This is a genomic window from Labrenzia sp. 011 (genome assembly GCF_003075075.1).
In the GTDB taxonomy this organism is placed as follows: domain Bacteria; phylum Pseudomonadota; class Alphaproteobacteria; order Rhizobiales; family Stappiaceae; genus Roseibium.
In genome coordinates, this window is record NZ_QCYM01000001.1 from 382302 (window position 1) to 401462 (window position 19161).

Genomic DNA, 19161 nt, shown 5'->3' on the forward strand with positions numbered 1-19161 from the left:
ACCCCATGCCCCGGCCCGATTCCACAGGCTGGAGTTATTCCAATCCGGGAACCATTAGCCTAAGCACCATTTTTGTGGAAGGCATTTAGCGCAAAAAGAGCATGCTTTCCGTTCAGCATACCTAATTTATATGGCAATCGAGGTAAAAATGAGGGGCGCCTCCTGCCTGACGGCCTCCCCGGCGCGCACCTAAAAAAATGCGGATCCCGGCTCCGTTCGGCCGGACAGGAACCGCAGCGCGCAGCCTCTATTGCCGAAAAATAGCGCGATGTGCAATCCGGCAGCCCCTCTGACCAAAGCGCCTCCCGTGTTCATATCGAACACGGGAGGCGCTGGATACGGTTTCTGTCGGGGCTTTGACCCATGTCATCGCAAAATGTCCGCGTCTTAACGGTGTTTCACGATTTCCGGGTTGGACAGGGGCCATATGTATGAATTGGCACCCTAGACATTGCTGTCCGGGAACGAGGCTTTGCGTTCGGTCATGAACGCCTGCAGCGCTTCGTCAATGCCGGGATCCAGCTCGGGGCCGGTATAGGCCGCGAGTTGCTCCTTCCAGCGGGCATTCGCACGCCGGGAGGCATCGAGTTCGCCGTCGGCAAGCCACTGTTCGTAGGAATTGTTGTCGGCGATGGCGGAGCGGTAGAAGGCACTTTCGAAGTTGCGCTGGGTATGCGCCGCGCCCAGGAAGTGACCTCCCGGCCCGACTTCCTGCAGCGCGTCCATGGCGAGGCTTTCGTCGGACAGGTCGATGCCTTTTGCCAGAACGTGCATCATGCCGAGCTGGTCCGTGTCCATGACGAATTTCTCGTAGGACGAACACAGGCCGCCCTCCAGCCAGCCTGCCGCATGGAGGGCGAAATTCACACCCGACTGTACGGTCGCGAGAATGGTCTGGGCGGAATCCTGTGCCGACTGAGCATCGGGCAGTTTTGAAGCGGTGAAGGAACCGCCGGACCGGAACGGCAGGTTCAGGCGCCGTGCGAGCTTGGCGGCACCGTTGAGGAGCAGCGAGCCTTCCGGGCTGCCGAAAGTCGGCGCGCCGGACTGCATGGAGATGGAACTGACGAACGCGCCGAAAACAACCGGAGCCCCCGGCCGGACGAGCTGCGTGAGTGCACAGCCTGCCATCGCCTCCGCAAGGACCTGCGAAAGCGTGCCCGACACGGTCACCGGGCTCATGGCGCCGGCCAGGATGAACGGCGAGACGATGCAGGCCTGGTTGTGGCGGGAATAGACCTTCAGCGCGCCGAGCATGGTCGCGTCGAACACCAGCGGGGAATTGGCGTTGATCAGCTGTATCATCACGCAGTTCTGGTCGACGAAGTCCTCGCCGAAGGTGATCTCGGCCATCCGGACGGAATCTTCCGCCCGCTCAGGCGCGGTCACGGATCCCATGAACGGCTTGTCCGAATATTTGATATGGGAGTAGACCATGTCGAAATGGCGCTTGTTCACCGGCAGATCCACCGGTTCGCACACGGTCCCGCCGGAATGGTGGAGCCATGGTGACATATATGCGAGCTTCACGAAGTTCCGGAAGTCCTCGATGGTGCCGTACCGGCGCCCCTGGTCCAGATCGGTAACGAAGGGCGGACCGTAAACCGGAGCGAAGACCAGATTGTTGCCACCGATCTCGACGTTCCGGGCCGGGTTGCGCGCATGCTGGGTGAACTGTCTCGGTGCCGTCTTGAGAATCTCGCGCAGCATCCCCTTGGGGAATCGGACGCGTTCGCCGTCAACTTCGGCTCCGGCAATCTTCCAGAGGTTGAGGACCTCCGGGTCCTCGCGGAATTCCAGACCGATTTCCGCGAGAATGCGGTCGGCATTGGCTTCGATCAGTTCCGCGCCTTCATCGCTGAGCACGTCGTAGACCGGAATGTTTCTGGAAATATAGGGAACGGCCTGGCCGCCCGGGCCGGCTTGCCGCCGTTCGCGGCGGGCGTTTCTTCCACGGCGGCCTGAGGTGGCGACGTCTGACATTCTGGGGCTCCCAAGATGGAATTTCGTGTATCGCAGTCTTCACCAGCTTATGCGGTGATCCGGGTTCAGATGCGTCTTAACCTACCCTAATTCCGTCATGGGCGTCCCGAAGCAAATCCCTGTTATCGCCGCGCGCTGTCATGGCCGTGGTACGCCTGCCTCCGTGAAACCCTCTTCGCGCCCTGGCGCCAATGACAAGCGGTGTGCGCCGTTCCCTGATCGGCAGGCGGGGGATTTCACCGGCAGCGGTAATTTGGTCCGGCGTGTCGTGGTGATAATGCACCATGACGCAATTGAGCTATTTTGCCGGGTGCGCTGCCGCGATACTGCCCTTCGAAACAGGGATGCCGATGCCACCCCACGGGGAGGTGGTGGTCGGACCGGGAGACCCGTCGCGGATGTTCAGGAGCGGCGGGGGCGTGAGGTCGGCGCTTGGCGCCAGGCCATTGAAAAGGAATGAAAAATGTCAGCATTTCCTGACAAGGCAAAAGTCGTCATCGTCGGCCTGGGCGGCATTGTCGGTGCTTCGGTGGCCCATCATCTCATCGAACGCGGCTGGGACGATATCGTCGGCATCGACAAGTCCGGCATTCCCACCGACATCGGTTCGACGGCGCATGCCTCCGACTTCTGCTACACGACCAGTCACGACTATCTCTCCGTCTGGACCACTCAGTATTCCATCGATTTCTTCGACAGGATGGGCCACTACGCCCGTGTCGGCGGCCTGGAAGTCGCGCGAACCGGCGACGATGCATGGATGGAGGAAATCAAGCGCAAGGTGACCTCCGGCAAGGCCTTCGGCACACGCGTCCATCTGGTCACTCCCGCCGAGATCAAGGAAAAGTTTCCGCTGATCGAGGAAGACATGGTCCAGGGCGGCATGTTCGACCCGGATGCCGGGCTCGTGATTCCGCGTTCCCAGACAGTCGCCGGCAAGCTGGTCGACGCGGGCGAGAAAAGCGGAAAGCTGAAGGTTTTCGCAAATACGCCAGCCAAATCGCTTCTCGTCGAAGACGGTCGCATCAAGGGGGTCGTCACCCATCGCGGCACGATCATGGCCGATCATGTCATCGTATGCGCCGGTCTCTGGGGGCGTCTGATTGCTGACATGGTCGGCGAGGACCTGCCCGTGATGCCGGTCGATCATCCGCTGACCTTCTTCGGCCCCTATAATGAATTCGAAGGCACCGGCAAGGAAATCGGCTTCCCCCTGCTGCGCGATCAGGGCAATTCCGCCTATATGCGCGACACCGGCGATCCGAAGACGACCGAAGGCGGCCAGATCGAGTGGGGCTATTACGAAACCACCGAGCCGCGCATGTGCCATCCGCGCGACCTTCAGGAAAAGGAACAGGCCCGTCTTTCTCCATCGCAGCGCGATCTGGAGATGGAGCAGGTTCTCGAGCCGCTCGAACGGGCCATGGAACTGACGCCGATCCTCGGTGAAATCGGCTATAATGAAGGCCATTCCTTCAATGGCCTGTTGCAGGTGTCCGCCGGCGGCGGCCCTTCCTGCGGCGAAAGCCAGAAGGTGCGCGGGCTGTGGTACTGCGTCGCCATCTGGGTCAAGGACGGCCCGGGCTACGGCAAGCTGATCGCCGACTGGATCACCGATGGCCGCACAGAAATCGACCACGCTTCCATCGACTATTCCCGCTTCTACCCGCACCAGCTCACCGAAGACTTCATCGCTGGCCGCTGCTATGAGGCCGCACAGAAGATCTATTTCCCGGCAATCCACCCGCGTGAGCCCTATGCCTCGGGCCGGAACGTCAAGCGCTCTCCCTTCCATGAGCGCGAAGTCGAGCTGGGCGGCTATTTCATGGAGCTGGGCGGCTGGGAGCGCGCCCACGGGTATCGCGCCAACGAGCATCTGCTCGAGAAATACGGCGACCGGGTGCCGGTGCGGGAAAACGAATGGGACAGTCGCCATTTCTGGCGCGTGTCCAACGCCGAACACCTGGCGCTGAGCGAGGATTGCGGCCTCATCAACCTGTCTCATTTCTACATGTTCGACGTCGAGGGGCCGGATCATGTCGAACTGCTCGAATGGCTGTGCGCGGCCAGGATCGGCGGTGATGCCAGTGTCGGCAAGGGCATCTATACCCATTTCCTCGATGACGAGGGTAATGTCCGTGCCGACCTGACCGTCTTCCGCATGGCCGACCGCTGCCGCATCGTCGACGGCGCCGACGCCGGGCCGCGCGATTATCGCTATGTGCAGCGCGTCGCGCAGGACAGGGGATTCGACGTCACCGTGACCGATGTCAGCGAAGAATTCACGACCATCGGCATCTGGGGACCGAACGCGCGTGAAAACCTCAAGAAGGTGGTCGCGGATCCGTCGGCGCTGGATCCGGAGAACTTCCCCTTTGCGGCCATCCGGCAGATCGAGATTGCCGGCAAGCCGGTCAGCGCCCTGCGGCTTTCCTATGTCGGAGAGCAGGGGTGGGAACTGCACATGAAATACGAGGACGGTCTTGCGGTCTGGGATGCCCTGCGCGCGATCGGCGTCATGGCCGTTGGTGTGGAGACCTATGCCAACTCACGCCGCCTGGAAAAGAGCCTGCGTCTGCAGAACGCCGATCTGTTGACACAATACAATCTCTATGAGGCGGATCTGGCCCGTCCGAAGGTCAAGGAAGCCGACTTCCGCGGCAAGGCCAAACATCTGGAATACAGGGCGCGCGCGCATCAGCCGGCCATGCTGTGTACCCTTGTGATGACGGAAAACACGGATTCGACCGGCGTCGCACGCTATCCGGTCGGTGCCATGCCGGTGATCGACCCGGAGACCGGCAAGACACTGGTCGACAGCCTCGGGCGCATTTCCTACACGACCTCGGTTGCCTACGGCCCGACGATCGGAAAAAACATCGCGCTTGCCTATCTGCCCCAGGACTATTGTCAGGTCGGCCGGAAGCTGACTGTGGAATATTTCTGCGAAACCTATCCGGTTGAAGTGGTCGCCGTCGGCTACAGGCCGCTCTACGATCCGGAGAACCTGAAGCCGAGAAGCTGACCGCGGCCCAGGGGAAAGCTTCGACTGCCGGCCGGAAGCCGCGTGCTGGCGATGGGGACGGGGACAGACGAAGACGTGTCCGGCCCCTTCGGACAGAATGGCAGGGCCCCGTGTGGACATCCGTACGGGGTCTGCCTATGCAGGGAAAAATGCCCGAGGCGGGCGACCAATGAAAAGCGAAAGACCAGAACCCATGTCCAAGCTGGAAGATCTTCTGGCCCGAAAAGGCGCCCTCCTTGCCGACGGAGCAACCGGGACGAACCTGTTTGAAATGGGGCTCGTGTCCGGGGACGCCCCGGAACTGTGGAACACGGACGAACCGGACAGGATCAGGGCGCTCCACCAGTCCTTCGTCGATGCCGGATCCGACATCATCCTGACCAACACGTTCGGCTGCAACCGTCACCGGCTGAAGCTGCACAATGCGCAGGGCCGGGTGAAGGAACTGAATGTCGCCGCCGTGAAACTTGCCCGCGAAGTCGCCAATACCGTCGACCGGGAGGTTTTGATCGGCGGCTCCATCGGTCCCACGGGTGAGCTCTTCCAGCCGCTCGGAGCACTCAGTTACGAGGAAGGCGTTGCCGCATTCCGGGAACAGATCGAGGCTCTTGCGGAAGGCGGCGTGGATATTCTCTGGGTCGAAACCATGTCAGCGGTCGAGGAGATGAAGGCCGCAGCGGAAGCCGCGCAGGGCGTCGGCCTGCCGCTGGTGATCACCGCCAGCTTCGACACGGCAGGCAAGACCATGATGGGCCTGTCCCCGAAAGGACTCGGTGACCTTCAGACACAATTCGCCTGCACGCCGGTGGCCATCGGGTCCAATTGCGGGGTCGGGGCATCCGATCTGCTGGCGGCGATCATGGACATCACCGAAGCCTATCCGGAGGCGATCGTGGTCGCCAAGGCCAATTGCGGCATTCCGCAGATCCGGGGCGAGGAAGTCGTCTATACCGGCACCCCCGACCTCATGGCCCGATATGCCCATATGGCCCTGGATGCGGGCGCACGGATCGTCGGCGGATGCTGCGGCACGTCGCCGGTCCATCTGGCGGCCATGCGCCGGGCGCTTGACACCCATCAGGCAGGTCAACGGCCGGCGCTGGAGCAGGTCCTCGCCGAAATCGGCCCGCTTGTGTCACCTCCCAACCGGGAAGCCGATGCGGCGCGTGCCGAAAGCGAAGCGAGCGGTTCAGGTCGCCGACGCGGCCGCCGCAGAGGCTGAGACTCAGCAGCTTCCAGGCGCCGCCTTGTCGTAGGCGGTGTTGGCTTCCTTCAAGGTCGCGGAGACGATGCCCATCGGCTGGTAGGGCGGATCTGTCTGCATGCCGAGATTGGTCATGTGGATCCTGTAGCAGCCGGTGAAGACCTTGCTGGAGCCGTCTGTCTTCCTGGCGGACAGCACCACGGGCACATTCCAGTAGATCTGTCCCGCACCCGGGTCGGCATCCGCGCTGCCGAGTTTCACCGATACAGTCTCGGTATCAGCATATCCCTTGGCCCATTTTCCGAAATCGGCTGGAGCCATATCCGGTTGGAAATAGCTGTAGGCCTGAACATAGAACTTGTTGTTGATCGCGTAGTAGTAGCTTTCGATCAGTTTTTCCGGCGTGGACCGGTCGTCCATATAGGACCAGTCATCGGCCAGTGTTCTGGCTGGTGCGAGAGAGAGCGCCGTGGTCAGAACCACGGCAACGGCAAGGAATTGGCGAAAACGCGGAAGCTGGATCATCCGACCCTCCTTGTTGAGAAACGATTGCGTTCGTAATTTCTGCAAGCATTGCTGCCAATTGGTTGTCACGACCTTACTGACATGGGCTGCAGCGTGAAAAAACGGATCCCTGTTGCATTTCTCCGGGTTTGACGTTTACGTAAGGCGAGCTGAAAAACAGCCTTTGACCTGAGGAGTTGTGGTGAAAATGCAGCCGGTTATGAATGCCCAGGAAGTCATGGACATGCTGGACAGGGAATTTCCGCAGATCCATGCCGGGGGGAGGGTCTATGCCATCGACAGCATTTCACCGGGGCAAACGGTGGTGCGGCTGAGCGCCAACGAATTGCATCTGCGGCCCGGCGGAACAATTTCCGGCCCCGCCATGATGGCGCTTGCCGATCTTGCCGCCTATGTGGTGATCCTTGCCCATATCGGACCGGTCGCACTGGCGGTCACCACCAGTTTGAACATCAATTTCCTGCGCAAGCCGGGGCAGGGTGATCTGCTGTGCACCTGCCGGCTGCTGAAGCTGGGAAAACGGCTCGCCGTCGTCGAATGCAGTCTGGCCGGGAAAGATGACGACGATCTGGTCGCGCATGCGACCGCCACCTACTCGGTGCCGCCGAGGTGAAACCCGGCGCATGCGGCCGCCCGGGTCCACGCGCATTGACCGCGCGTTTCCTGCGGAAACTCAGGCCCTTCGCCGGGACTCGTCCTGTTTGAACAGTCCTTCAAGCTCGTTTGAATATTCGACGACCTGACCGCGCCCCCCACGTTTTGCGGCATAGACGGCAAGGTCGGCGCGGTGCAGGGCGGTTTTCTGTGTATCTCCAGGCTGGGTCAGATAGGCGCCGATGCTGAGACTCGGCGTGTAGGTCTGATCCAGATAGTGGAGCGGCGTGTTTACCTTGTCCATGAGACGGCCGTAGAGACGCTCGAAATCCGCTCTGTCGATATTGCGGCAAAGCACGATGAACTCGTCTCCGCCGAACCGTCCGACGACGTCATCGGAGTTTCTGACGCTTTGCCGCAGGATGTCGGCGATGTGTTTGAGCAGAAGATCACCGCATGCGTGGCCGAAGCGGTCATTCACCTGCTTGAAGAAATCGACGTCCACGAACAGAACCCCGATGTTTTCGGGAGATTCCTGTTCTTCGAAAAGCTCATGCATCGTTTCCGACATGGAATTGCGGTTCAGGATTCCTGTCAGTTGATCGTATTTCGTCAATTCCAGCAGACGCATGTCGCGGTTGCGGAGCTGCTGCGTCCTGATCACGTAGGCAGCAGCGGGAATAGCCAGAATGATGGTGGTAGAGATGATCAGGATCCAGCTGATTTCCCGAAACGAGTCCTCAAGCGCGTCTTCAAGGACACTGACGTCAACATAGACCTCGAAGGCGCCGATGCGTTCACCGGACGGTAAAGTGGCCGGGAAAATGGCCTCCACGTATGTGTCCGGCCCGCCATGCTGATTGCCACCTTCATTGCGGTGGATTTCGAATGCCGGCTGCCCGGACCGATAGACCCTCTGCGCCACGCTTTCGCCGATCGCATCCGGACCGAGGTCGGGAGTGTTCGAGACAAAAGTGCTTTTGCCCTTTTCGTCGTAAAACTCGAGACGCAATATATCGACCATCGCGAAGGATTTTTTCAGGCGGCTGATCTCGGCTTCGGGGAGAGGCCCCTCCTTGAAAATCTTTTCGGCCTCCGGAATATTGCCGAAGAACTGGCTGGACCATTCGGTGGCTTTGGTTTCGGCATGCCGCAGGATCGACGACCTGACTTGCCGATCGAGAAGAAAATGCAGCGCCCCGGCCAGCGCAATAAACAGGATCGCACCCAGAAGGATTACGATCACCGAGGGAACACTCAGGCGATTTTTCAAAACGGACAGCTGCATTTACCGGACTTTCAAGCTTTTCCAGCCGAGGAGTACATGTTTCTCTTTAAGCTTGGGTAAAATACCGATGGGGAATTGAAACTTCCTGCGGCTGTGGAACCTGAGGCGGTGAGGGAAATAGCGAATAAGATGCGGTAACAGAATACCGTTTTTCTAAAATATTGATTTTGTTGAGAAAAATGATGCATGATGATAAAGAACCTTCTTGACGCTGCATTGGCCCCGGCGTATAAGCGCATCCGAACGAATTCAGGGTCCGTTCGCTGGCTCAGGCCGCGCGGACCTTTTCCTTAACTGACCAATACGGATCAATCTCATGAAGACCTTCTCTGCCAAAACGGCTGAGGTCGAGAAAAAGTGGATCTTGATTGACGCAGAAGGCATGGTTGTCGGTCGTCTGGCCGCTTTCATCGCCAACCATCTGCGTGGCAAGCATCTGCCGACCTACACGCCCCACATTGACACCGGTGACCATATCATCGTCATCAATGCCGACAAGGTGGTGCTGACCGGCCGCAAGTACGACAACAAGAAGTACTACTGGCACACCGGTCACCCGGGCGGCATCAAGGAGCGCACTGCGCGCGCCATCCTGGAAGGCCGTTTTCCCGAACGCGTTCTGGAAAAAGCTGTTCAGCGCATGATGCCGGGCGGTCCGCTGTCCAACAAGCAGCTGAAGAACCTCAAGGTTTACGCTGGTCCGAACCATCCGCATGAAGCTCAGACGCCAGAAATGGTCGACGTGAAGAGCCTCAACGTGAAAAACGACGGCAAGAGGGCTTAACAATGGCTGAGCTGCAATCCCTGGAAGAACTGGGCGGCGCGGTCGAAACCGCAGCCCCCGAAGCTCCGGTCCATGTCCAGAAGCTGGACAGCCTGGGCCGGGCCTATGCAACCGGCAAGCGGAAAGACGCCATCGCGCGCGTCTGGATCCGTCCCGGCACCGGCAAGATCATCGTCAACAAGAAGGACTTCACCGAGTATTTCGCTCGTCCGGTTCTTCAGATGATCCTTCAGCAGCCGCTGATGGTGGCCAACCGGTCCGGTCAGTACGACGTTATCGCGACCGTTACCGGTGGCGGTCTCTCCGGCCAGGCCGGCGCCGTACGTCACGGTCTGTCCAAGGCACTGACCTACTACGAGCCGGAGCTGCGTGGCGCTCTGAAGAAGAACGGCTTCCTGACCCGCGACTCCCGTGTCGTGGAACGTAAGAAGTTCGGCCGCGCCAAGGCCCGCAAGAGCTTCCAGTTCTCCAAGCGTTAATCGCCGGAAAACTGGTTTGGCAATTCGAAAGACCCGCCGGAGCGATCCGGCGGGTTTTTTGCGTCCGGAACGCGTACATCTTCGCGGGAAGAGGGACCGGCAGCGAGCGAACCCTGCGACGGCATGCGCGAATGCAATGGACCTTGCCGGTGCTCCAGTCCGCAAATTGGATTTCTGTGCTGCCGGGAGGCGAGCGATCAATGCTCTTTGATCGAACCGGGCTTCCGTCTTTCCCCGGCCACATAGGTTTCGACAATGGCGCGGTCGTCGCCGAGGGTCTGCAGGATGAAGAGTTCGTCGGAAAGCGAGTCGGCTGTTTCCATCCTCAGCGCCATCGGTGGCGTTGCCCTGGCATTCAGAACCACCAGATCAGCGTCCGTGCCGGCGTCCAGGGTGCCGATCCTGTCGGTCATGGAAAGGGCCGCGGCGTTGCCGAGCGTGACCCAGTAGAAGCTTGTCAGCGGGTGCATGCGCTGGCGCTGAAGTTGCAGGATCTTGTAGCCTTCGTCCAGGGTGCGCAGCATGGAATAGCTTGTCCCGCCACCGACATCCGTTGCGATCGCCGTCGGGATGCCTGCGCTTTCCATTGCTGCCTTGTCGAAGAGACCGCTGCCCAGGAAGAGGTTCGACGTTGGGCAGAAAACCGCAACCGATCCTGTCTCGCGCATCACCTGCATTTCGTGCCCCGTCATGTGGATGCAGTGACCGAGAAGCGATTTGGGGCCGAGCAGTCCGAAACTTTCATAAACGCCGAGATAATGCCCCGCATCCGGATAGAGCTCCCGGGTAAAGGCGATCTCGTTGTGGTTTTCGTTGATATGGGTCTGAAGGTGACAGTCGGGATGTTCCTTCAACAGTGTTCCGGCCGCCGCGAGTTGCTCCGGCGTGGAGGTAATGGCAAAGCGCGGCGTGATCACATAGTGCGCCCGGCCGCGACCGTGCCACCTTGCCAGCAGCGCCTTGCTGTCGTCGTAGGAGCTCTGGGCCGTATCGCAAAGCGCCTCGGGCGCGTTGCGGTCCATCATGGTCTTTCCACCCAGCATCAGCATGCCGCGCGCCTCCGCTTCCTCGAAATAGGCGTCGACGGAATTTGGATGGCTGGAGCAATAGGCAACGGCGGTAGTGGTGCCATGGGCCAGGAGCGCATCGTAGAATTCTCCGGCGATTCGCTTGCCATGTGCCTTGTTCTCGAATTTCAGCTCGGTCGGAAACGTATAGTCGTTCAGCCAGTCCAGCAGCTGGTCCGCCCAGGAGGCGATGATCTCGGCCTGCGGAAAGTGGATATGGGTGTCGATGAAACCCGGCAGAAGCAGATGCGGCCTGTGATCGGTGACTTCGGCAGTTTCGGGGGCTGCTGCCCTGACCTCGGCAAAAGAGCCTCTGGCGGCGATCCTGCCGTCCCTGACCAGCAGGGCGCCGTCTTCCTCGTACCAATAGGCGTCGACATCTTCCGGCCCCTGGGGAGCGGCGGAAAAACTCAGCAGCCTGCCGCGCAGGATCTTGATGTTCTGGTCTGCCACGAAACGAAATTCCTGATCCTGAGGACTGTAAAGCGCCGGTCCGGCACCTGTCACTATTACGTCTGCCGGGCGAAACGAACAATGGATCATCTTTGCCGAATTGGAAAAGCTGACCTGCCAATGCAATAGCTTGAGAATCGGGGCAGGCGCACCGTGTGCCTTGCTGCGGTCCGGCCCGAGGGGCGGACTGTCAGCGCGAGGCGCCGATGGAAACCTCGATGGTCACATGGGCGATGCCGTATTCGTCGTTGAGCCGGGCGCGCATCTTCTGAAGGACCGTTTCGGTCAGATCTGCGGAAGATACCACGGCATGCATGGTCGCGTTCACCTTGCCCTCGGCGAGGGACCACATGTGAATGTGATAGACGTCCGTGAGACCCGGAATGGCCGCGAGGAGATCGGCCTTCATGGCCTCTCGGTCGATCTCCGGCGGTGCTCCCTCCAGGAGGATATGCGACGACTGCCGCAGGATCGTGACGGCGGAGCGCAGGATGAGCAGCGCGACGAAAACCGACAGGATCGGGTCGATCGGATACCATCGGGTGAAAGAGATGACCACGGCGGCAACAATGGCGGCGACGGATCCCAGAAGATCCCCGAGGACATGCAGGATCGCGGATCGGATGTTGAGCGAGCCGTCGCCCCCACGTTGCAGGATCAGGAAGGCGCCGATGTTCACGGCAAGTCCGATCACGGCAATGACAAGCATTGGACCGGCCAGAACGGGTTCCGGACTGGCGAACCGTTCGGCCGCTTCGATACAGATCCAGGCGCTCACGACCAGCAGAAAAATGGCGTTGGAATAGGCGATCAGGACCGGAAGCCTGTCGCGGCCATAGGTCAGGCGCGCGTCGGCCGGCTTGTTTGCCTGCTGGAACGCCCACCAGGCCAGCCCGAGGGATGCCGCATCGGTAACCATGTGAACGGCGTCGGCCATCAGGGCCAGCGACCCCGCCAGCCAGCCGCCGACCAGTTCGGCGACCATGAAGCTTGCGATCAGCAATCCCGCCCAGGCCACCGCCCGGGCATTTTGATCGTTCACCTTGGGACTGTGATCGTGCCCATGTGCATGAGAATGCTCATGCACATGGCCGCTTTCGCCATCGTGAGGCTCGCCCATCAGACTCATCTTCCTGTCATTTGCCCGGAAATCGAACTGGAAGCCGAGTTTTGGCGAGTTGACAGGGCATTTCAATGACATCACCCCGAATAAGTGAGACCGGACTGCGCCGGTCCACCGTAAAAATGCCGGTCCATATGGAAGGACGGGCAGGGCAAAGCTGCCCAATCGCCGAACGGCGCGGTGGGACGGTCCATCGGATGGGGGCAATCACCGTTCTTTGGTGTTCCGCTGCAGAGCCGTTTCGCGATATGGTTCGCATCAAGCAGCTTCAGGGAACATCGCAATGTCATCAGATTTGCCGCGTCCAACCGATAACGCCTTTCTGGGCTCGTCCGTGAAGGGCGGTTCGCATGAGCCGACCTATGCCGGCGCCTTGTCCTTCATGCGCCGTCGCTACAGCCGCGACCTTGACGGGGTGGATCTGGCAGTCTGGGGCATTCCTTTTGATGCGTCGGTCTCGAACCGGCCGGGCGCGAGATTCGGTCCGCAGGGTGTCCGGCGTGCCTCCGCGATTTTCGATGGCGATCCACAGTATCCGTTCAACATGGATCCGTTCGAGGAGCTCGCCTGCGTGGACTACGGCGACTGCGTTTTCGATTATGGACGCAATGGCGATATTCCGGGCCATATCCAGGCCCAGGCTGCCGCAATCCTGGCCACCGACACGCACCTGTTTTCCATCGGCGGCGACCATTTCGTCACCTATCCACTGCTGAAGGCCCATGTCGCCAGACACGGCCCGCTTGCGCTCGTGCAGTTCGATGCTCATCAGGACACCTGGCCGGACCAGGGCGACCGGATCGATCACGGCACCTTCACCGGACGCGCGGTGCGCGAAGGGCTCATCGATCCGCAAAGGTCCATTCAGATCGGCATTCGCACGCATGCCCCGGAGACCTGCGGCCTGGATATTGTTTACGGCCACGAGATGGATGATCTGGGTATCGCGGGGACCGTCGAGCGGATCATCAGCCGGGTGGGGCCGGGACCGGCCTATATGACCTTCGACATAGACTGCCTGGATCCCGCCTTTGCGCCGGGAACGGGCACGCCGGTGGCCGGGGGGCTGTCCTCCCGCGAAGCGCTTTCCGTTCTTAGGGGACTGGGGGCGATCGATTTTGTCGGCGGGGATGTCGTCGAGGTGGCGCCCGCATATGATCACGCCGACATTACTTCCATTGCCGGCGCGAGCGTTGCCCTGACCTATATCGGTCTTCTGGCGGAAAAACGGGTGAAACGGGCCTGAGGCCGTATCCCGGACTTCTCACGGAAAATGAAATGTCCGGCGGGGCGGTTGCGAATGCCCTTGCTCCGGCATCAGACGCTTTTCTTGCGCTCCGGGGCGGTGCGTCGGTTGTCGTTTACCGCCATAAGGGTCCAGGACCGATAGAGCGGGTCGCTGTCCTTCATCGTGCGGTAGAGCTGGACAAGTTTCTGAAAGCCGGTGATCTGGGCGCAATAGGCGACCAGAAGTCCCGTCGCCGTCAATATCGGTGAGGCGGTCAGGCCTCCGAGGCCGGCAACAAGCGCCCCGGTCCAGAAGACCAGATACAGTGTTGTCAGACGACGGTTCAGACCTTGCGGTACGGGTACGAGCAGTCTGTTCAGCCAGATCCTCTCGCCGAAACCGACAAGTCTTGCCCAGCCGTTCCGACGCGGTGAAACCATGGATGGTTTCGGGATCAGCAGCAGCGCAAGCGCACTTGCGATTGCCAGCAGCACCGCGCCTGTGTGGCCAAGCCAGAGGTGGCTCCACAGCGCAGCCGTGAGCAGCACCGGCGCGGCGAGTTTCACGTAAGGGGAGACAAAGCGTGGCGACTTTCCCGTGCCACCGGTCCGACGCAAAAGACGCGTGTTGCTCCCGAAGGCATTGAGCTGCCCGGGACCGGTTCTTGGGAGGATTTGACGCTGAGACGGTTGCATGTTCAGGAATTGGCTCACGGACAGGAAATTATATTAGCCGGGTGTCCGGGCATATTGCAAACGACTTCGTAAGGTCTTCGCGATTTGAAGACGTTCCTTCCCCAGGGGCAAAAGGTTTTGGGGAGAAATTCCAGTAAGTCGTATCTTGTGGTTTCCGGTTCAAATAAAATCGGGATGGCAGGCCGGGTTTCTTGCAGGAAAACCATTAATCATGAACGTATTCACGAGTATCCGAATAATTGTTTTCATGGTTTTTTAGCTTGAAATTGGTAAATATATGCGACTTTCGGAGGCCGCCGGATCTACTGGATAGGGCAGATAGATGGTTTTAAACTGGAGTCAGCAACTGGCGGATCTCATCGGGCCGGAAGATGAAGCGTCTCTGGCTTCGGAACTCACCCGTCTGAATGACATTCCCCACCTGCGCAGGGGCGATGAACTCTATCTGACCGGGGAATGGTTGCAGTCGCTTGTAGACCAGGTTCCCGACTACATTTTTGTCAAGGATCGCAAGTCCAGATTCGTGATGGCCAACCGCCAGGTGGCGTTCGACATCGGCTTCACCGAGTTCTCGGAATTGCTCGGCAAGACCGATATGGAACTTCACACGCACGACGTCGGTTCCAGCTTCATGGAAATCGAAGAAACCGTGATGGCGACCAAGGTCCCCCAGATCGATCAAGAAGAATTCCTGATTTTGCCGACCGGGTGCAAAAAGTGGTTCTCCTCCTCGAAATTTCCCGTCACCTCCACCAAGGGCGAAGTCGTCGGGATCATCGGCATCTGCCGGGATATTACCGAGCGCAAGAAGGCGGAAATACTCCAGCAGGGGCAGAACCGGATCCTGCAGGAGATTGCCGGCGGCAAGCCGCTTTTCGACGTTCTGGAAACCCTTGTTCTCACCATTGAGGACCAGCTGGACGGCGTGGTCGGATCGGTCTTGCTGGTGGATGAAAGCGGCAAATTGCTTTTGCGCGGCGCGGCGCCAAATCTGCCCCGGGCCTATGTGGAGCGAACCAACAGATTGCCGGTCGGTCCCGCGATGGGATCCTGCGGCACGGCTGTCCATACCCGTCAAAGCGTCTTCGTGGACGACATTTGCACGCATGAATTCTGGAAAGACCACCAGAACATCATCGGCGACCTGGATATGCGCTCATGCTGGTCTGTGCCGTTCTTCAGCAAGGATTCACGGGTCCTTGGAACATTCGGTCTCTATTCCAGGGAAGCTCGTCTGCCGAGCAAACACGAAGAGAAATTGGCAACGGAAGCTGCCCGTCTCGCTTCCATAGCGGTCGAGCGCGATCACGCGGAACGCAAGATCCGCTATCTCGCTCACCACGATGTCCTGACCGGATTGCCAAACAGGCAGGAATTCAAGCACCAGCTTGAAAAAAAGGTTGAGACCAGCAGGACGTCGGGCAATCCGCTGGCGGTGGTGTTTGTGGATGTCGACAACTTCAAATTCGTCAACGACAGTTTCGGCCACACGATCGGGGACCAGGTTCTGGCGATTATTGCCGACCGGATTAAATCGGTTCTCTCCGAGAGCCATGAGGCCATCCGGTTCGGTGGGGACGAGTTCGTTCTGATCGCCGAGGGAAATGCGGCCCACCATTCGGAACTTCACGAGCTGATGACGGTTCTGCGCGAGGACATCACCAAGACCATTCATATCGGTGATCTGTCTTTCCATGTGACCTGCAGCATCGGGGCGGCCTCCTATCCTCAGGATGCGCAAGACGCGGCGGAGCTTCTGAAAAACGCTGACAAGGCGATGTTCGAAGCGAAATCCTCCGGCCGGGACGGGTTCAAGATATACGAAGAGACCCGGCCGCAGAAATCGCTCAACAAGCTGACCTTGCTGGAGGAAATGCGCACAGGCATCGAAAACGGCGAATTCCTTCTCGAATACCAGCCGCAGTACAACCTTGTTTGCGGCCGGATTGTCGGTGCCGAGGCTCTGGTCCGCTGGCAGCATCCCGTCCTTGGCCGCATGATGCCCGGTGAGTTCATAACGCTTGCGGAAGAAAGCGGTCTGATCGCGCCCCTGGGGCGCTGGGTCCTGAACGAAGCCTGCCGCCAGAACAGGGCATGGCAGGAGGCCGGCCTGACACCGATAACAATGGGTGTGAATGTGTCAGTCCGGCAATTTCGCGATGCGGGACTGATCTCCGACGTGACGGCGGCCTTGAAGGAGACCGGGCTTGAGGCCGGGTATCTTGAACTGGAAGTTACGGAAAGTCTGCTGATGCAGAACGCCGATCAGGCCGTCGAGATCATGGAGAGATTCCGCCAGATCGGCCTGAAGCTCGCGATCGACGATTTCGGCACCGGCTATTCCAGCCTCGCGGCGCTCAAGAACTTTCCGCTGACCCGTTTGAAGATCGACCACAGCTTCATCCGCGACCTCGATTTCGATGAAAGGGACCGCTGCATAGCACGAGCAATCATTTCCCTTGGCCGGGAGCTCGGGTTGGATGTGGTCGCGGAAGGGGTCGAGACCGCCAAACAGCAGGCGTTTCTGGCAAGCTGCCGTTGTGAAACCGTGCAGGGTTTCCATTTCGGGCGGCCGATGAACGCGGATAGGTTCGGCAAACTCCTGGCAATGACCCTGACACCTCTGGATGCCCATTTCGGGTCGGTCGAAAGACGCGCCTGAAGTCGCCGTTTCCCCAGCCCAACCCGCACGGGCGGTGGTCTGTTGCAGGTGAGGGGGACGCGCCGGCACCGCGAAGCCGGACAGCTCCCGGGCGTCCACTCGCGTTCCGCCGGAAGATCGAAGATCCGGTTACCCGGATCAGGCCTTTTTCATCACATATGATCCTGGCGCATCTTCCAGGAGCTTTACCCGATAGGCACCCGGTTTGCGGGCCTTTGCCTTGGTGGAGTCCTGCGCGCGGATCCATTCGTCCCAGTACGGCCACCAGGAGCCCGGATGCTCTTCGGCGTTGTTGAGCCAGTTTTCCAGCGTCCCCTTGGGGTCTCCACCCGTCCAGTACTGGTACTTGTTCTTTGCCGGTGGATTGACGACACCGGCGATATGGCCGGAGCCGGCCAGCACATATTCCACCGGTCCGCCGAAACAGCCGGAGCCGAGGAAAACGGATTTCGGCGGTGCTATGTGGTCTTCGCGCGTTGCCAGGTTGAATATCGGAATCGTCACCTTGGACAGGTCGAGCCTCTCGCCGGCGATTTCCATTTCCCCCTTGGACAACTTGTTTTCGAGATAACAATTGCGCAGATAGAAGGAATGGTTCGCCGCCGGCATCCGGGTGGAATCGGAATTCCAGTACAGCAGGTCGAAGGGGAAGGGTTCCTTGCCCTTCAGGTAGTTGTTGACCACATAGGACCAGATCAGGTCGTTGGAACGCAGCATGTTGAAGGCGGAGGACATCTTAGATCCGTCAAGGTAACCGCATTCCGCCATGCGCTTTTCCACGAGGGAAATCTGTTCCTCGTCGACAAAGACCTTGAGGTCGCCGGCGAAGGTGAAGTCTACCTGCGTGGTGAAGAAGGTTGCGGTCTTGATCCGCTCGTCGCCTTTGCGCGCCATATAGGCCAGCGTCACGGCCAGCAGTGTTCCGCCGACGCAATAGCCGATGGTGTTGACTTCTTCCTGTCGGGTTGCCCGCTTTATCACGTCGAGGGTATTGAGAATGCCCTCCTTCATGTAGTGCTCGAAACTCTTCTGCGCCTGCTGTTCGTCCGGGTTGACCCAGGAAATCACGAAGACGGTGTGTCCCTGGTCGACAGCCCATTTGATGAAGGATTTTTCCGGGTTGAGATCGAGAATGTAGAACTTGTTGATCCAGGGTGGCACGATCAGGAGGGGCCGCTTGAGCACCTCTTCGGTGGCGGGCGAATACTGGATCACCTGGCAGACGTCGTTCTGGGAAATCACCTTGCCCGGTGTGGTGGCCAGGTTCTCGCCAAACTTGAACTTCGAGGGATCGGTCTGGCGGATCTTGAGTTCGCCCTTGCCGGATTTCAGGTCCTCGACCAGATGCTGCATGCCCTTGACCAGATTCTCGCCATTGCTCTCAAGGGTCAGACGCAGCAGTTCCGGGTTGGTGAGAACGAAGTTCGACGGCGAGACCGCATTGGCGATCTGGGTGACATAGAATTCCGCCTTGTGGCGGGTGTGTTCGTCCAGCCCCTGGGCCTCGTGGACCATGTCCTCGGCCCATTTGCTGGTGATGAGATAGAGCTGCTTGATGAAGTCGAAGAACTGGTTGTTCTCCCAGTCGGGATCCGCGAACCTTTTGTCCTTCGGCGGCGTCTGCACCGCAGGTTCCACCGTTTCGCCCATCATGCGCTTCAGGGAGGAATTCCACAGGTCTATATAGCCGCCCCAAAGCCGCGACTGGGCTTCGATCGTCCGTTGCGGATCGGAGATCCAGTATTCCCCCACCTGTGCGAGGGTTTTGATGATCCCGGTCAGTTCATCGGTCGATTCATGGGAGATCTTGCCCTGTTCGCGGGGCTCGATGTATGCAGCCATCGCCTTGCCTGCCTGCTCCAGCGTTTTTGCCAGATTCTGGGCGAAGGCTTCCGGATTGTTGATGATGTATTGCAACACGGGATGCTGGCGGTCATCAGCCATAAGCTGGGAATTCCTCCGGTTTTCCTGCCCCGTCCGGCCCTGGTGCGGCCAGAGAGCCCTATTCGTTCAAATGCGTTATCTTGTTATATTTCCGCTGATATATTGAA

General features: G+C 59.5%; 14 protein-coding genes. 7 read left to right on the plus strand and 7 right to left on the minus strand.

What is annotated here, in order from left to right:
* Window positions 1–444: 444 nt before the first annotated feature.
* Window positions 445–1983 carry a trimethylamine methyltransferase family protein gene (locus DCO57_RS01680; RefSeq protein ID WP_116697096.1) on the minus strand — a complete coding sequence of 513 codons (1539 nt, stop codon included), beginning with the start codon at window positions 1981–1983 and terminating at the stop codon, window positions 445–447.
* A 463-nt stretch (window positions 1984–2446) separates the two neighbouring features.
* Here DCO57_RS01680 and DCO57_RS01685 point away from each other — a divergent pair, with 463 nt between their 5' ends.
* Together DCO57_RS01685 and bmt are read left to right on the plus strand one after the other, a co-directional pair.
* Window positions 2447–5008 (plus strand): FAD-dependent oxidoreductase, encoded by a 2562-nt coding sequence (locus DCO57_RS01685; RefSeq protein WP_116697097.1) that lies wholly within the window; start codon window positions 2447–2449, stop codon window positions 5006–5008.
* 193 nt (window positions 5009–5201) lie between these two features.
* On the plus strand, window positions 5202–6230 hold the full coding sequence (gene bmt / locus DCO57_RS01690) for a betaine--homocysteine S-methyltransferase (RefSeq protein ID WP_116697098.1): 1029 nt from the start codon (window positions 5202–5204) through the stop codon (window positions 6228–6230).
* 3 nt (window positions 6231–6233) lie between these two features.
* On the opposite strand, the gene DCO57_RS01695 is transcribed toward bmt, so the two are convergent.
* The gene (locus DCO57_RS01695; protein ID WP_116697099.1) at window positions 6234–6737 is read right to left on the minus strand and encodes a hypothetical protein; all 504 of its coding nucleotides are present in this window, start codon (window positions 6735–6737) and stop codon (window positions 6234–6236) included.
* 181 nt (window positions 6738–6918) lie between these two features.
* Here DCO57_RS01695 and DCO57_RS01700 point away from each other — a divergent pair, with 181 nt between their 5' ends.
* The gene (locus DCO57_RS01700; RefSeq protein WP_208977734.1) at window positions 6919–7350 is read left to right on the plus strand and encodes a PaaI family thioesterase; all 432 of its coding nucleotides are present in this window, start codon (window positions 6919–6921) and stop codon (window positions 7348–7350) included.
* A gap of 60 nt (window positions 7351–7410) precedes the next feature.
* Here the strand turns inward: DCO57_RS01700 and DCO57_RS01705 are convergent, their stop codons facing one another.
* Window positions 7411–8619, minus strand: a complete 1209-nt coding sequence (locus DCO57_RS01705) for a GGDEF domain-containing protein (RefSeq protein WP_116697101.1) — start codon at window positions 8617–8619, stop codon at window positions 7411–7413.
* Window positions 8620–8935: 316 nt separating this feature from the next.
* Between DCO57_RS01705 and rplM the strand changes: the two genes are divergently transcribed.
* Together rplM and rpsI are read left to right on the plus strand one after the other, a co-directional pair.
* Window positions 8936–9403: a 50S ribosomal protein L13 gene (gene rplM / locus DCO57_RS01710; RefSeq protein WP_116697102.1), complete on the plus strand. Its 468-nt coding sequence runs from the start codon at window positions 8936–8938 to the stop codon at window positions 9401–9403.
* A gap of 2 nt (window positions 9404–9405) precedes the next feature.
* Complete coding sequence (rpsI, locus tag DCO57_RS01715; protein WP_116697103.1) at window positions 9406–9882, plus strand: 30S ribosomal protein S9; 477 nt, start codon at window positions 9406–9408, stop codon at window positions 9880–9882.
* A 197-nt stretch (window positions 9883–10079) separates the two neighbouring features.
* Here the strand turns inward: rpsI and guaD are convergent, their stop codons facing one another.
* A complete protein-coding gene (guaD, locus tag DCO57_RS01720; RefSeq protein WP_244287854.1) occupies window positions 10080–11402 on the minus strand; it encodes a guanine deaminase in 1323 nt (440 codons plus the stop codon).
* Between the two features lie 190 nt (window positions 11403–11592).
* Window positions 11593–12522 (minus strand): cation diffusion facilitator family transporter, encoded by a 930-nt coding sequence (locus tag DCO57_RS01725; RefSeq protein ID WP_208977735.1) that lies wholly within the window; start codon window positions 12520–12522, stop codon window positions 11593–11595.
* A gap of 286 nt (window positions 12523–12808) precedes the next feature.
* Here DCO57_RS01725 and speB point away from each other — a divergent pair, with 286 nt between their 5' ends.
* Window positions 12809–13771, plus strand: a complete 963-nt coding sequence (gene speB / locus DCO57_RS01730; protein ID WP_116697105.1) for an agmatinase — start codon at window positions 12809–12811, stop codon at window positions 13769–13771.
* Between the two features lie 71 nt (window positions 13772–13842).
* Here the strand turns inward: speB and DCO57_RS01735 are convergent, their stop codons facing one another.
* Window positions 13843–14370, minus strand: a complete 528-nt coding sequence (locus tag DCO57_RS01735; protein WP_133192608.1) for a DUF6653 family protein — start codon at window positions 14368–14370, stop codon at window positions 13843–13845.
* A gap of 400 nt (window positions 14371–14770) precedes the next feature.
* On the opposite strand from DCO57_RS01735, the gene DCO57_RS01740 reads away from it, so the two are divergent.
* Window positions 14771–17110 carry an EAL domain-containing protein gene (locus DCO57_RS01740; protein ID WP_116697107.1) on the plus strand — a complete coding sequence of 780 codons (2340 nt, stop codon included), beginning with the start codon at window positions 14771–14773 and terminating at the stop codon, window positions 17108–17110.
* Window positions 17111–17248: 138 nt separating this feature from the next.
* On the opposite strand, the gene phaC is transcribed toward DCO57_RS01740, so the two are convergent.
* The gene (gene phaC / locus DCO57_RS01745; RefSeq protein ID WP_116697108.1) at window positions 17249–19054 is read right to left on the minus strand and encodes a class I poly(R)-hydroxyalkanoic acid synthase; all 1806 of its coding nucleotides are present in this window, start codon (window positions 19052–19054) and stop codon (window positions 17249–17251) included.
* Between the last annotated feature and the right edge of the window lie 107 nt (window positions 19055–19161).